This window comes from Sulfurimonas sp. NWX79, assembly GCF_039667035.1.
Taxonomy (GTDB): Bacteria; Campylobacterota; Campylobacteria; order Campylobacterales; family Sulfurimonadaceae; genus Sulfurimonas; species Sulfurimonas indica.
In genome coordinates this window covers 25,359-38,556 of record NZ_JALCZL010000002.1, presented here as the reverse complement: position 1 = coordinate 38,556, position 13,198 = coordinate 25,359, and the positions used below count along the sequence as shown (strand labels likewise).

Below are 13,198 nucleotides of genomic sequence, written 5' to 3'. Positions count from 1 at the left end.
CATGGCAAAGAAAAAAATACTCTTCGAGTGTCAACACTGCGGGCTCACTACTCCTAAATGGATGGGAAAATGTACTAACTGCGGTGCATGGGACAGTTTTATAGAGCTTAATGAACATCAACAAGAGGTCGTCAAACAGACCAAATCAACATCAGCCACTTCTGCAAAAGCGATAAGTATCAATGAAGTCATAGAAGAAGAAGTTTTTCGCTTCTCCAGTCTTGACGCAGAACTTGACAATGTTTTGGGTGGTGGTATCGTTCCGGGAAGTCTGACACTTATCGGCGGAAGTCCCGGCGTTGGAAAGTCCACCCTGCTTCTAAAGGTCGGATCAAATATCGCTTTAAGCGGTAAAGATGTCCTCTATGTTACCGGTGAAGAGTCCACTTCTCAGATAAAACTGCGTGCAAATCGTCTCAAGTCCAACCATGACTCACTCTATCTTTTAAGCGAGATACGTCTTGAGCAGATTTTGGTAGAACTTGAACATAGAAAATATGACTTTTTAATCATCGACTCCATTCAAACCATCTACTCAGAGAACATTACTTCTGCTCCGGGCTCTGTCACACAGGTACGCCAAATCACCTTTGAGTTGATGCGTATTGCCAAAGAGAAAGATTTAGCCATCTTTATCATCGGACATATTACCAAAGAAGGTTCGATTGCCGGACCGAGAGTGCTTGAACATATGGTTGACACAGTTCTTTATTTTGAAGGAGACTCATCTCAGGAGCTCCGAATTCTTAGAGGCTTTAAGAACCGTTTTGGAGCAACAAGTGAGATAGGTGTCTTTGAGATGAAACAAGAGGGACTTGTGAGTGCTACAGACATTGAATCACGTTTTTTTAACCGAAACTCGCAGCAGAGTGGCTCAGCTCTTACTGTCATTATGGAGGGAAGCCGCCCTATCATACTCGAAGTCCAAGCCCTTGTCTCTGAATCACACACACCAAACTCAAAACGACAGGCTACCGGATTTGATAATAATCGTCTCAATATGCTCCTAGCCCTTTTAGAGAGAAAACTAGAGATTCCTCTCTCGGGGTATGATGTCTTTATCAACATCACAGGAGGCATCAAAATCACTGAAACAGCGGCAGATCTAGCCATTCTTGCAGCAATCATTTCAAGCTTTCGTGACCGTGCAATTTCAAAAGAAACTGTCTTTATCGGAGAAGTCTCACTTGTTGGTGATGTACGTGAGGTCTATGCTCTTGATGCAAGACTCAAAGAGGCTAAAATGCAAAATATCACAAAGGCACTAGTTGCTAAAAAACCACTGGAGAAAAGCACAATTAAAACATATATAGTCGATGAAGTAACAAAACTCTTAGAATGGTATTAATTTAATCAATAGTAAGTTGAATTTATCTATATTAGTTGTATAATGAAGCAATAAAAATTTTTGAAGGTAAAAAATGATTGATACTGAATTTAGAAGTGAAGAGAGATTTACAAGGTTGTCTATTGCTTATGATACAGCTGAAGAAAAAGAGTGTGTAAATGAGCACGTTGACTCTATCCTTGCAAAATATGTCCGTAAACCTGAAGAGATGTATACAACAAAGGTCTCTAATGGCAAAGAAGTATTAGTTATTGAGTATCATGATGATTGTGGTCGTGAAGCTGGTGATATCTTTGAAGATATCATGAAATCTTTAGATATTACGTGTTGTTCATAAAGGTCCTAAAGTGAATCTACAAAAATATGCAGCAGGAAACGAACTCTTTAGAACATACTTTAAAAAAAACAAAGAGTCTCTTCTTGAACTTGTAAAGAGTGGACAATCCCCAAAAGCTCTTTTTATCGGCTGTTCAGACTCTCGTGTTATCCCTGACCTGATGCTCCAGACAAATCCGGGAGATCTTTTCGTTCTTAGAAATGTTGGTAATTTTGTGCCACCATACAAGCCCGATGAAGATTTTCATGCCACAGCATCAGGAATAGAGTATGCAGTAAGCGTTCTAAAGGTTCAAGAGATAATCATCTGCGGGCATACTCACTGTGGAGCATGCAAAGCCCTTTATGAGCCTATCGAAGATGCATCACTCATTCATACAAAAAAATGGCTGGAACTTGGTGAAAATGCAAAAAAATCAGCAATTTTAAGTCTTGGAGCTGATGCTGATAAAGAGGCGCTACTGCGTCTAACAGAAAAGCTCTCGGTAATCAATCAGATAGACAATATTTTAAGTTACCCAAGTGTAAAAACACGTTTTGAAGATGGCTCACTGCACATTCATGGATGGTGCTATGACATCGAAACAGGTAAAATAGAGTACTATAATGCAGATACTTATGAGTTTTTACCATTAAAAGAGCTAGTTTTACAAGATTAGCCTAAATTATTTTTCATAATTTTCGATATACTAACAAAACTATACAATTCAAGGAAGAAATATGGCTGAAGAAGAGACAACAGAAGAAGAATCTGCACCCAAAGAGAAAAAATCAAGTAATTTACTGATGATAATTATCATCGTTGTGTTAATTCTTATCATTATAATCGGAGCTGTTGTAGCTGTTTTACTAATGAGCGGTGATGATGAGGCAGTTGATGCGACTGCTGCACCACAGGCAAAAGAGAGAACAGTGTCAAAATCTACGACACGAAGTTCAAGCAGTAGTTTTAACGAGGTAAGAAAACTTGATGAAATAGGTATACTCTATCCATTAGACACATTTACAGTAAATCTAAAGAGTGATTCTGGAAGAAGATATCTTAAGGCTACAATGTCACTTGAACTTGAAGGTGAAGAATTGAGTTTAGAACTTGATGCAAAAGCACCGGTTCTCCGTGATAGAATTATCCGTATACTATCTTCAAAAACACTCGAAGAGATATCTTCAAAAAAAGGAAAGAAGAAAGTCTCTGAACAGATTATGGATACGCTCAATGCCATGCTTACAGATGGTAGAATAAAAGGTATCTACTTTACTGAGTTTGTTATTCAGTAAACAATCGCTTTGATGATAGGAATTGACATAATCAAAACCTCTCGAATGCAAAGCCTTATGGAGCGCTTTGGAGAGAAAGGTCTCCATAGATTTCTTTCCAAAGATGAGAGAGTTCTTGTCAAAAATGCTAAAAATGCTGCAGGATACTGGGCTGCAAAAGAGGCACTTGCAAAAGCTATTGGAAGTGGCATCGGAAAAGAGTGTTCCTTTCATGACATTAAAATCTATAAAGATGAAAAAGGTGCTCCAAAAATAGCCCTCTCACGCAAAGTTATTGAAAAATTTCATATTAGAGATGTTGCACTCTCTATCACCCATGATGGAGAGTATGCTATTGCTGTTGTTACTGTCGAATCTTCATCCTCCGCCGACAAAATCAAGGAGTTCTAGCTTATCTCCCTCCTGGACAACATAACTCTCCCACACATCCTGTTTTACGATGTTCATATTGACGGCCGCAGCCATAACTTTACCCTCCAGAGACAACTGTTTAAGTATCTCTTGGAGTGTTATATCTTGTGTAAATTCTCTTGTTTCACCGTTGATTATTACTTTCATTTAAAAACCTGTTGATTAATTTTTAAAATTGTATCACTGTTTCTTGAATATATAATCAATAGTTGATATACTTACCAAAAAACTAAAGAAACATTAAAGATGATACATTCAAAAGAGTTACTCCACTATACAAAAGAGCTTAGCCTTTTATTTGCAGAAGACCATACAGAGCTGCGAGAAAATACAACAGAGATACTTAATAATTTTTTTCATCATGTTGATGCCGTATCTGAAGGAAAGGAAGCTCTTGAGCTTTACCAGAAAAATCAATATGATATCGTTTTATCTGACATAAGAATGCCCCTGATGGATGGTATCGAACTTACAAAGAAGATTTATGAGCTAAATCCAGCACAAAAAATCATCATATTATCTGCTCATGATGAGTCTAAGTATCTTATTCCACTTATCAATATGAGTGTCGCAAAGTTCATAAAAAAACCCATTGATTACCAAGAGCTTCTTGATGCCCTTTTAAAGGTTTCAAAATCGATAATAAACAAAGAAGAGCCAGAAAATATACAGAATAATCTCACTCTTATCGCTTTAAATGCTAACTTTAGTTATGACAGAGAAAACAAACTCCTTATGAATAGTAGAGAAAATGTCTACTTAACAAAATATGAGATTATTTTTCTTGATCTTTTAACAGGTCAGGTAGGAAAGATATTTTCAAATGAAGAGATTGTCAATTATTATCTCCAACAAAATGAGAACATTGACGCTCAAAACATTAGAAAACTTGTCTCGAAACTTCGTAAAAAAGTTCCTCAAGACTCCATAGAAAGTGTCTATGGAGTTGGGTACAGAGTTGTCTCAGCCTCTTAGAGCTTTGAGATATACTCTGCTAAAGCATTGATCTCAGCATCACTGAGTTTTGCAGCCTGACCTTTCATCACTCCTTTCATAGCACCACCGTATGTACCATCCTGGTAGCCTTTTAATGCAGTAACAACCTGAGAAGTCTGCCAACCTTGAATAATCTGTGATTTTCCAAGTGCTTTTTTCTCACCGTGAGCTCCATGACAACTCGAACATACTGTAAAAAGTTTTGCTCCATCTACTGCCGGAGTTGCTGTTTCAACTTTAGGAGCTTCTGTTGTTGCAGTAGACACAACTTCTTCAACAACACTCTCTTGTGTCTCAGTAGGAGTTGTTTTCTCTTCTGCTACAACTACTTTTTCTTCTGTTGGCGCTGTTTTTTTTTCAACAGCAGTAACTTTTTCAACGACCTCTGTTTGTGCAGGTGCTACACTTTTACTCTCTTGCGTGTTTGATTTATTATCACTACATCCCAGTAAAAAAAGTGCTACTGCTACAGATAAAATTATTTTCATTTTTTCTCCTTATCGATTTTAGTTATTGTACAATAATTTTAGTTTATCATTTTCATAAGCAAATATCCATCGTATCAGCCATAGCAATATCCAGAGATAAAAAAGAGGAAAAAGCAGTGTTTGAAATACAAAAACAGTGATGAGCGTAATGATGTTATGTGTTGCATCATCAATGCTTTGTTGCAGAGCATCAAGTTGTTTTGAGATATTGAGACTATCAACGATATTGTTATATTTGTTGTCAAGTGAATGAAAAAATCCACTCTCTTTTTCCGTTTGCAAAATTGCTTTGTTTCTCGTCTGAATATCTTCAAGCTCTTCTTTGGTCGTTGTAATGACCTGTGTCGCTTCTTGATACTGCTCATCAAGCAAAGCATCATACATCAACTGTGAACTGTAAACGAAGATAATTGCACTAAAACGCAGTATTATCAAAAGTGCGAAAAACTTTAAGCTTATACTGAAAAAGAGTCTGTTTTGCAGCTGTTTCATCCATAAAATTCCAATACTGACAAGAGCACTCACACCCAAAGCAAACTGTAGAAAAACTTTTCCACTCAGTGTCAAAAGAAGTTTTTGCACTCCCAAAGATATGGAAGAAAAAAGCATCACCCATGAAAAACGTTCGACCATATCATTAAAAGGATCAAGCACCTCTCCCACACTGAAATTAAACCCAATACCTACAGGAGTCAAAGAGAGTTCGGTACCCTGAATCAGGGAGATAACGGCATTGAGTGCTTTTGCCAGACCAAAAGCTACCATTGCTCTCTCAAACGAAGCATCCAAAATCTGCATCGCTTCTTTGTCGATCTCTAAGAATAGATTGAAAACAAAAAGAGCTGCGATTATAAGTGTCAGCCAAACTTTCATAAAAACTCCTAATGGTTAATAAATAGTTTTTCGATATAATTGCATGAAATAAATAAGAGAAAACTATGCATTTTGAACCATATCCATTTGAAAAACTAAATGAACTACTAAAAAACATTATACCAAATAAAAACTATGCACCCTCTGTTTTAACAATCGGTGAACCACAGTTTGAAACTCCGGAATTTATCCAAAAAGCGCTACAAACAGCCTCTCCACTTCTAAAAAAATACCCAAAGACAACAGGTGAGATAGAGCTGCGTGAGGCAATGCGTAACTTTGTAAAAAGAAGATTCAATGTCACACTCAGTGATGCTGAGATAATTCCGACGTTCGGTACACGTGAGGTACTTTTCAACTTCCCTCAATTCCTGCTTTTTGACAAAGAAAAAAGCGTGATGGCCTATACAAACCCTTTTTATCAGATCTATGAGGGTGCTGCCATTGCAACACGTTCTGAGGTGATTCATCTCAACCTCACACAAGAGAATGACTTCAAACCGCAAATCAATGAAGCAGATTTGGCACGCTGTGACCTTGTTATCTTAAACTTTCCAAACAATCCTACAACTGCAACACTCTCACTCGAAGAGTTGGGTGCGTGGGTAAAACTTGCTCTCAAACATGATTTTGTACTGCTTAATGATGAGTGCTACAGCGAGATCTATACACAAAGCTCTATTCCTTCACTGCTTGAAGCTGCAAAAGCTGTTGGCAATGAAAACTTTAAAAACATTCTTGTTATCAACTCCATCTCAAAACGCTCATCTGCACCGGGACTTCGTTCGGGCTTCATCGCAGGTGACCAAGAGATACTAAAAGAGTATATGAAGTATCGTACTTACGTAGGGTGTGCTTCACCTCTGCCTCTGCAACATGCAGCAGCTCTTGCATGGGATGAAGAGTCTCACGTAGAGAGCTCACGTGAGGTCTATCGTCAAAATTTTGCTATTGCAAAAGAGATTTTGGGAACAGAGATTCCAGAGGCTACATTTTATCTCTGGATAGATGTCGGTGATGCACTTGCATTTACACAAAAGCTCTATGAGAAGTACAATGTGAAAGTGCTACCAGGAGAGTTTTTGGCACGTGAAGATGCAAAAGGTCAAAATCCCGGAGTTGGATACATCCGTATCGCTCTTGTAGAGTCTTCAGAGAAAACAAAAGAAGCATTAATGCACATCAAGGAGTGTTTAGGTGAGTAAAGAGACATTGAAAAAGAAAATCTTAGAGGCACAAAAATCAGCAGACATCGCCTCTTTGTACATACTAGAGCAAGAAGTGCATGAACTTTTTGATGAAGAGACACTTCACGGATACTATGCAAACATCTTGGACTTAGCGTTGGAAAAGCTGACAGATACACTTGAATCTCACCGCGTGATGGATATGAGTGATGTTCAGGATTTCGCAACCCTTCGTGCGCTCTATGAGTATGCAATGGAGCACTATAGTGTAGGAAAAGCAAGTGATGCGGCAGCACTCTTTGAAGTACTTGGCGGACTTAGTCGTGATGAAAAATTCTCAAACGCTATGAAACTCCATCAGAGAGCGGCTTCAGAGAATCTCTCTTTGGACGATTTTCTAGAGAAGATAGCTGACTTACCGGCAACTGAAAAAGCCGGAACATTTTATGTCAGTTACTTTACAAAAAAGGCACAAGAATTGCTAGACAATAACAAAAGCAAAGAGGGATGAACAGTATGAAGATTCATTTTATCGGCATCGGTGGTATAGGTATTTCAGGACTTGCACAGTATATGCAACACAAAGGGCATCAAGTAAGTGGTTCTGACATTAAAGATACACTTATCACCAAAAAACTTCGTGCACTTGATATTGATATAACCATCCCTCACGCAAGCTCTGCAATAACAAACCAGGATCTGGTCGTTCACTCTGCCATCATACGCCCTGACAATCCTGAAATAGTTGCAGCAAAAGAAAAAGGCATCGAAGTCTTAGCTCGCCGTGAAGCTCTGCTAAAAATCTTAGATGACCAAAAGGTTTATTCTATTGCCGGTGCACACGGAAAAAGTACAACAACAGCAATTCTTGCTTCCATTATGAATGGTTCAGCCATCATCGGAGCAGAGTCCAAAGCATTTGGCTCCAATGTTCATTATGATGATACAACAGATGTCATGATATTTGAAGCCGATGAGAGTGACGGAAGTTTTTTAAACTCTAACCCATACTGTGCCATTGTCATCAATGCAGAGCCTGAACATATGGAGTACTATGACTATAACTATGAGCGTTTTTATGACTCATACAAAACATTTATAAAATCAGCAAAATGTCGTGTGCTCAATGCTGAAGATCCATTCTTAGCAACACTCATCGATGAAGTGGATGCTAAGTGGCTCTACCCCTCAAAAGATATTTATGACATTGAGTATGTACTCATCAACAACGAGCCACACACTCGCTTTAAGTTTCGTGACCTTGGAAGCTTTGATGTTTGGGGATTTGGAAAGCATATCGCATTAGATGCAGCTTTGGCAATCCTTGCAGCATCAGATTCTATGGATATTGAAGATATTCGCAGAAAACTCCTTACATTTAAAGGAATTAAAAAGCGTTTTGATATTGTGGGACTAGAAGACAAGAGTGTTATCATCGATGATTACGGACATCACCCTACTGAGATTAAAGCTACTTTTGAATCAGTAAAAGAGTATGCACAGCTTAAAGGTTTTGACAAGATCACTGCTATCTGGCAGCCGCATAAGTACTCACGTACGATTGATAATCTTGATGAGTTTATCAAATGTTTTGAGGGTGCTGATGAGCTTATCATCCTCCCTGTCTGGGCAGCGAGTGAAGCTCCACGTGAGATTGACTTTGAAAAGAAATTTAAAAACTACAATCTAACAATGGCAGACTCTATCAAACGAGCCAACAATACTATTACCGTGGTAAAAGACAAAAAAGAGCTTGAAACGCTTGATAAAGGTCTTATCATCGGTTTTGGTGCGGGTGATATAACCTATCAGATCAGAGGTGTCAATTAAGTGGGCTATATTTACGGACTCATCATTGTAGGGATATTCTTCCTTGCAATGCACTACTTTACAGAACTCACTACAAGACAGAAGCTCTCTGTGGCACTTACTTTTACTCTGACAATCATGGCAGCTATTGCTTATAACAACTACAAAAAGAAACAGCGAGAGAAAATGCTTGAAGTCGTTGTAAAATATGAACAGGGAAAGACCATCCATTGCGGCAATAGGGATATAAACAGCTCAACTTACTCTCTTAGCATTGGCACCTACACTTTTATAGGAAAGAAAAATACTCCGCACTATGCAGAGATGATTGATGCTTTCACATGTCAGTAGATACAAAGTCCAATAAAATAACAAAGTTGATCCATCAGCTTGACCTGCAAAACCACATTGCAGAGTTTGAGAGTTTTTTCTCACGCAAACATACCCTCTACATTGAAGGCGATCAAGAACTTCACTTTCGCTACATTACAGCACTTGACAAGCTTGAATTTAAAGCACCGCCAAAAATTGCTGACTTTACAGAGATAAAACTCCATCTTAAAAAGCATGGTGTGTTGAACTTTGATCAGATATTTGAGATAGTCAAAATTGTCAGATATTTTCGCTACTTTCAAAAACGTGAGCTTGACGGACTTATCGGTGAGTGGATGAAGAAGTTTGTCGTACCTGCAAGCTTTTTTGAGATAGAGAAGTACTTCACAACCGAAGGAAAATTTGAAGAGAATCTTGATGAGACACTCTTTGGACTCTCACAGCGAATAAAAGAGTACAAAAATGAGATGAGTGGAGCACTCAAACGTATGATGAACAGCTCCAAACTTGTCGGCTATCTCGTCGATACACAGATTCACTACATCAACAATGAAGAGTGTCTGCTTGTTCGAGGTGGTTTTAATCATGTACTCAAAGGTGCTGTTATTGGGCGTTCAAGCGGAGGCTTTTTCTACGTGGCACCGGATAATATCTTAAAAACAAAAGAGAAGATCCGCTACATAGAACAAGAGCGTGAGGCAATATTTTACACCTATGCAAAAGAGTTCTCACAAAAACTTACAGAGTTGCTTCCTTTTATAAATTTTATAGACAAAGAGTTTACCAAGTTTGACAACTATCAGGCACGTGTACTGTTTGCTAAGAGTAAAAACCTTGAACTCTTAAAGAGTCAAAAAGATTCCAAAATACTCTTGCAGGAATTCATTCACCCTGCTCTACACCATGCAAAACCCATCAGTGTTGATTTTTCAAAAAATATACTAATGATAACAGGTGTCAATGCCGGTGGTAAGACAATGCTTCTAAAATCCATTCTAGCAGCTGCATTTATGGCAAAGTACATCATACCGATGAAACTCAATGCAGCAAAATCTCACATCGGAAACTTCAAAGCGATTGAAGCCATCATCGATGATCCGCAAAATGTCAAAAATGACATCTCTACATTTGCGGGACGTATGCAGCAGTTCGCTCATCTCTTTAGCTATAAAAATGCACTTATCGGTGTCGATGAGATAGAACTCGGGACTGATTCTGACGAAGCTGCGGCTCTTTTTAAGGTCATCTTGGATGATTTGATAAAACGGGGACACAAAGTCGTAGTTACAACCCACCACAAACGTCTTGCCGCACTTATGGCTGACCGTGACGATGTGGAACTGATGGCGGCCATCTATGATGAAGAAAATCGCCGTCCTACCTATGAGTTTATGCAAGGTATCATCGGTAAGAGTTATGCTTTTGAAACAGCCTCACGCTATGGAATAGCAAACAATCTTGTCAATGAAGCAAAAAAAGTCTATGGTGATAACTCCCAAAAGCTCTCCATGCTTATAGAACGAGGAAGTCAGCTAGAGCGCGAGCTAAAACATAAACATCAAGAAGCAGATAAAAAACTAGAAGAGCTTCGTAAAAAAGAGCAATCTTTAAAAGAGCAAAAAGAGCAATTGAACCAAGAGCTGCAAAAACAAAAAGCACAACTCAAACAAGAGTATGAACTTGCTATCAATGAAGCGAAAAAAGCAGCACGTGAGGGTGATACAAAAGCCATTCACCGTGCCATGAACAAAGCAAAAAAACAGCTTCCAAAAGAGGAAAAAGAACTCATCAAACGGGATGTTTCCTTTAAAGTCGGCGATGAAGTAAAATACCACTCACAAAGTGGTGTCATTGTCGCTATGAAAGGCAAAAATGAGGCTATCGTTGAAGTAAACGGTATGAAAGTTCGTGTTCAAACAAAACATCTCAAACCAACTAAAATCATCAAACAAAAGCCACGTACCGATGTCAATCTTAATGTCACGAAAAAAGCAGGTCTCAAATGCGACTTGCATGGAATGCGAGCTGAGGAAGCAACAGAAACACTTGATAAGTTCTTAAATGATGCACTTATCAACGGTTGGGATGAAGTGCTTATCTATCATGGTATAGGTACAGGTAAACTCTCCTATGCTGTCAAAGAGTTTCTAAAACAGCATCCTCGCGTCAAAAGCTTTGAAGATGCACCGCAACATATGGGTGGATTTGGTGCAAAAGTGGTACATCTCTAGTGATGCAAAAAGTTCTCACGCAGGCAGATATCATTGCCGATGAAAAAGATTTTGTACTTTTTTACAAGCCTGCAGGTATGAACTTTCACTGTGAAGACGGTGAGCAAGGTTTTGTTGTTTTAGCCCAAGAACTTTTGAGCACAAATGAGCTTTACAGCGTGCATAGACTAGATAAAATGACCTCAGGACTTATTTTACTTACTAAATCAAGTGAGTCTGCCAACAAATTTGCCACAATGTTTGAAGAGCGAAAGATAGAAAAGTTTTATCTTGCCATTTCTACGCGTAAACCAAAGAAAAAGCAGGGATGGATAAAAGCTGATATGGTACCCTCACGCAGAGGAAGTTATAAACTGTTACAGACAAAGAACAATCCTGCCATAACACAGTTTCTCTCGACTTCCACCCGTCCAAATGAACGTCTTTTTCTTATTAAGCCACATACAGGTAAAACACATCAAATTCGTGTGGCACTTAAAAGTATCGGTGCTCCAGTTGCAGGAGATATCCGCTACGCAGATGCTACTGTTGCAAAAAAAGAAGAACGTGGCTATCTACATGCCTATGGATTGCATTTTACTTTTGAGAATAAAGAGTATAGTTATATTGTAGCTCCACGTGAGGGAGAACGATTTTGCACGAATGATCTGCGTGAGATACTCCAGGAAAAATATCAAAAACCATGGGGGCTCTTCTGATGGCACAAAAAGTAGCAATAATCGGTGGAGGGGCGAGCGGTCTTTTTTGTGCAATTCTTTGTGCAGAAGCAGGATGTGAAGTAAGTCTGTTTGAACAAAACAACAAACTTGCCAAAAAGATTTTAGTCTCAGGGAACGGCCGCTGTAATATAAGCAATCAAAATCTCTCAGCTGCAGACTACTTTGGACAAAATCCTGACTTTGTCAATTATGCACTCAACTCTTTTGGATTTAACCATTTTAAAAAATATATAGAATCGATGGGACTGCTTTTAGATAGCAAAACTGATGGAAGAGTCTACCCACTGAGTAATGAAGCAAAGAGTGTAGCACGTATCTTTGAAGAGCGTACTCGTGAGCTGGGCGTTATCATTCACCTCAATGCAAAGATCAACTCTGTAAAAGAGTTTCTTAACAAATATGATGCAGTAGTTGTAGCTACCGGCTCACGAGCTGCAAGTCACCTTGGAGGGTGCAGTGACGGAGAAGCATTCGCTCAAGAGTTTGGACACAACATCATTCCGGCCTATCCATCTTTGGTTCAGTTAGAAATAGACTCCAAAATAGTACATAAAATGGCAGGAGCAAAAGTAGATGGTGAAGTGACACTCTTTATAAACCACCAAAAAGAGCTAACAACAAGTGGTGATATTCTTTTTACAAACTACGGCGTATCAGGTTTTGCCATACTTGACATCTCACAAGGTGCGAGTGAAGCACTTTTAGAGTTTTCGCATGTAAGTATAGCACTAAACCTCCTGCCAAACTTTACTATGCAAAAACTCTCTGCACACATCATAAATGTAGCAAAAAAACATCCTGCTTTTAGGCTCTTAGATATCTTAACAGGCCTGCTTCCAATAAAAATAGTGACAAATCTGCTTGATTACTTACAACTTTCTCACGCAATAAAAGGAGCAGAACTTACACCAAAACTTGCTAAAAAAATAGCAAACACCATACTAAACTGGCGCTTTGAAGTAGAAGATACCCACGGCTTTCGTCATGCAGAAGTAAGCGGTGGTGGCATAGATGTCAGTGAGATAAATCCAAAAACATATGAGTCACTTAAGCAAAAAAACCTCTACTTTACGGGAGAGGTTTTAGACATTGTCGGACGACGTGGAGGCTATAACTTTGCCTTTGCCTGGAGTTCTGCTTATTTGGCTGCACAGGATATTATAAAAAACTAATCTGCTTCTGCTATAAT

General features: G+C 38.7%; 16 protein-coding genes. 13 read left to right on the top strand and 3 right to left on the bottom strand.

Going from position 1 to position 13,198, the window contains the following annotated elements; genetic code table 11:
- Window position 1 precedes the first annotated feature (1 nt).
- From radA to acpS, 5 genes are all read left to right on the top strand, one after another.
- Window positions 2-1,348, top strand: a complete 1,347-nt coding sequence (radA, locus tag MNY27_RS01190; RefSeq protein WP_152183863.1) for a DNA repair protein RadA — start codon at window positions 2-4, stop codon at window positions 1,346-1,348.
- Between the two features lie 73 nt (window positions 1,349-1,421).
- A complete protein-coding gene (locus MNY27_RS01185) occupies window positions 1,422-1,685 on the top strand; it encodes a hypothetical protein (RefSeq protein WP_152183864.1) in 264 nt (87 codons plus the stop codon).
- A gap of 10 nt (window positions 1,686-1,695) precedes the next feature.
- The gene (locus tag MNY27_RS01180) at window positions 1,696-2,343 is read left to right on the top strand and encodes a carbonic anhydrase (protein WP_152183865.1); all 648 of its coding nucleotides are present in this window, start codon (window positions 1,696-1,698) and stop codon (window positions 2,341-2,343) included.
- A 61-nt stretch (window positions 2,344-2,404) separates the two neighbouring features.
- The gene (gene fliL / locus MNY27_RS01175) at window positions 2,405-2,962 is read left to right on the top strand and encodes a flagellar basal body-associated protein FliL (protein WP_152183866.1); all 558 of its coding nucleotides are present in this window, start codon (window positions 2,405-2,407) and stop codon (window positions 2,960-2,962) included.
- Between the two features lie 12 nt (window positions 2,963-2,974).
- Entirely contained in the window at window positions 2,975-3,352 is a 378-nt protein-coding gene (acpS, locus tag MNY27_RS01170) for a holo-ACP synthase (RefSeq protein WP_152183867.1), read from the top strand.
- Here acpS and thiS read toward each other — a convergent pair.
- Complete coding sequence (thiS, locus tag MNY27_RS01165; protein ID WP_152183868.1) at window positions 3,320-3,520, bottom strand: sulfur carrier protein ThiS; 201 nt, start codon at window positions 3,518-3,520, stop codon at window positions 3,320-3,322. The two genes, acpS and thiS, sit on opposite strands and share 33 nt — an antisense overlap.
- Before the next feature lie 99 nt (window positions 3,521-3,619).
- Between thiS and MNY27_RS01160 the strand changes: the two genes are divergently transcribed.
- A complete protein-coding gene (locus MNY27_RS01160) occupies window positions 3,620-4,348 on the top strand; it encodes a response regulator transcription factor (protein ID WP_152183869.1) in 729 nt (242 codons plus the stop codon).
- Here the strand turns inward: MNY27_RS01160 and MNY27_RS01155 are convergent.
- Window positions 4,345-4,857, bottom strand: coding sequence for a c-type cytochrome (locus MNY27_RS01155; protein ID WP_152183870.1), 513 nt, complete (start codon window positions 4,855-4,857; stop codon window positions 4,345-4,347). The two genes, MNY27_RS01160 and MNY27_RS01155, sit on opposite strands and share 4 nt — an antisense overlap.
- Window positions 4,858-4,875: 18 nt before the next feature.
- Window positions 4,876-5,730 carry a hypothetical protein gene (locus MNY27_RS01150; RefSeq protein ID WP_152183871.1) on the bottom strand — a complete coding sequence of 285 codons (855 nt, stop codon included), beginning with the start codon at window positions 5,728-5,730 and terminating at the stop codon, window positions 4,876-4,878.
- Window positions 5,731-5,795: 65 nt separating this feature from the next.
- Between MNY27_RS01150 and MNY27_RS01145 the strand changes: the two genes are divergently transcribed.
- From MNY27_RS01145 to MNY27_RS01115, 7 genes are read left to right on the top strand one after another with little or no spacing between them, the layout of a single operon-like run.
- Window positions 5,796-6,935, top strand: coding sequence for a succinyldiaminopimelate transaminase (locus MNY27_RS01145; RefSeq protein WP_152183872.1), 1,140 nt, complete (start codon window positions 5,796-5,798; stop codon window positions 6,933-6,935).
- Window positions 6,928-7,428, top strand: coding sequence for a hypothetical protein (locus MNY27_RS01140; protein WP_152183873.1), 501 nt, complete (start codon window positions 6,928-6,930; stop codon window positions 7,426-7,428). The genes MNY27_RS01145 and MNY27_RS01140 overlap by 8 nt, the downstream gene beginning before the upstream one ends.
- Before the next feature lie 5 nt (window positions 7,429-7,433).
- On the top strand, window positions 7,434-8,747 hold the full coding sequence (murC, locus tag MNY27_RS01135; RefSeq protein ID WP_152183874.1) for a UDP-N-acetylmuramate--L-alanine ligase: 1,314 nt from the start codon (window positions 7,434-7,436) through the stop codon (window positions 8,745-8,747).
- Window positions 8,748-9,077, top strand: coding sequence for a hypothetical protein (locus MNY27_RS01130; RefSeq protein WP_152183875.1), 330 nt, complete (start codon window positions 8,748-8,750; stop codon window positions 9,075-9,077). It begins immediately after the preceding gene.
- Window positions 9,068-11,290, top strand: a complete 2,223-nt coding sequence (locus MNY27_RS01125) for an endonuclease MutS2 (protein WP_152183876.1) — start codon at window positions 9,068-9,070, stop codon at window positions 11,288-11,290. Before MNY27_RS01130 ends, MNY27_RS01125 begins: the two co-directional genes overlap by 10 nt.
- A 2-nt stretch (window positions 11,291-11,292) precedes the next feature.
- Window positions 11,293-11,988: a TIGR01621 family pseudouridine synthase gene (locus MNY27_RS01120; protein WP_152183877.1), complete on the top strand. Its 696-nt coding sequence runs from the start codon at window positions 11,293-11,295 to the stop codon at window positions 11,986-11,988.
- The gene (locus tag MNY27_RS01115) at window positions 11,988-13,181 is read left to right on the top strand and encodes an NAD(P)/FAD-dependent oxidoreductase (RefSeq protein ID WP_188109454.1); all 1,194 of its coding nucleotides are present in this window, start codon (window positions 11,988-11,990) and stop codon (window positions 13,179-13,181) included. Before MNY27_RS01120 ends, MNY27_RS01115 begins: the two co-directional genes overlap by 1 nt.
- Window positions 13,182-13,198: the final 17 nt, after the last annotated feature.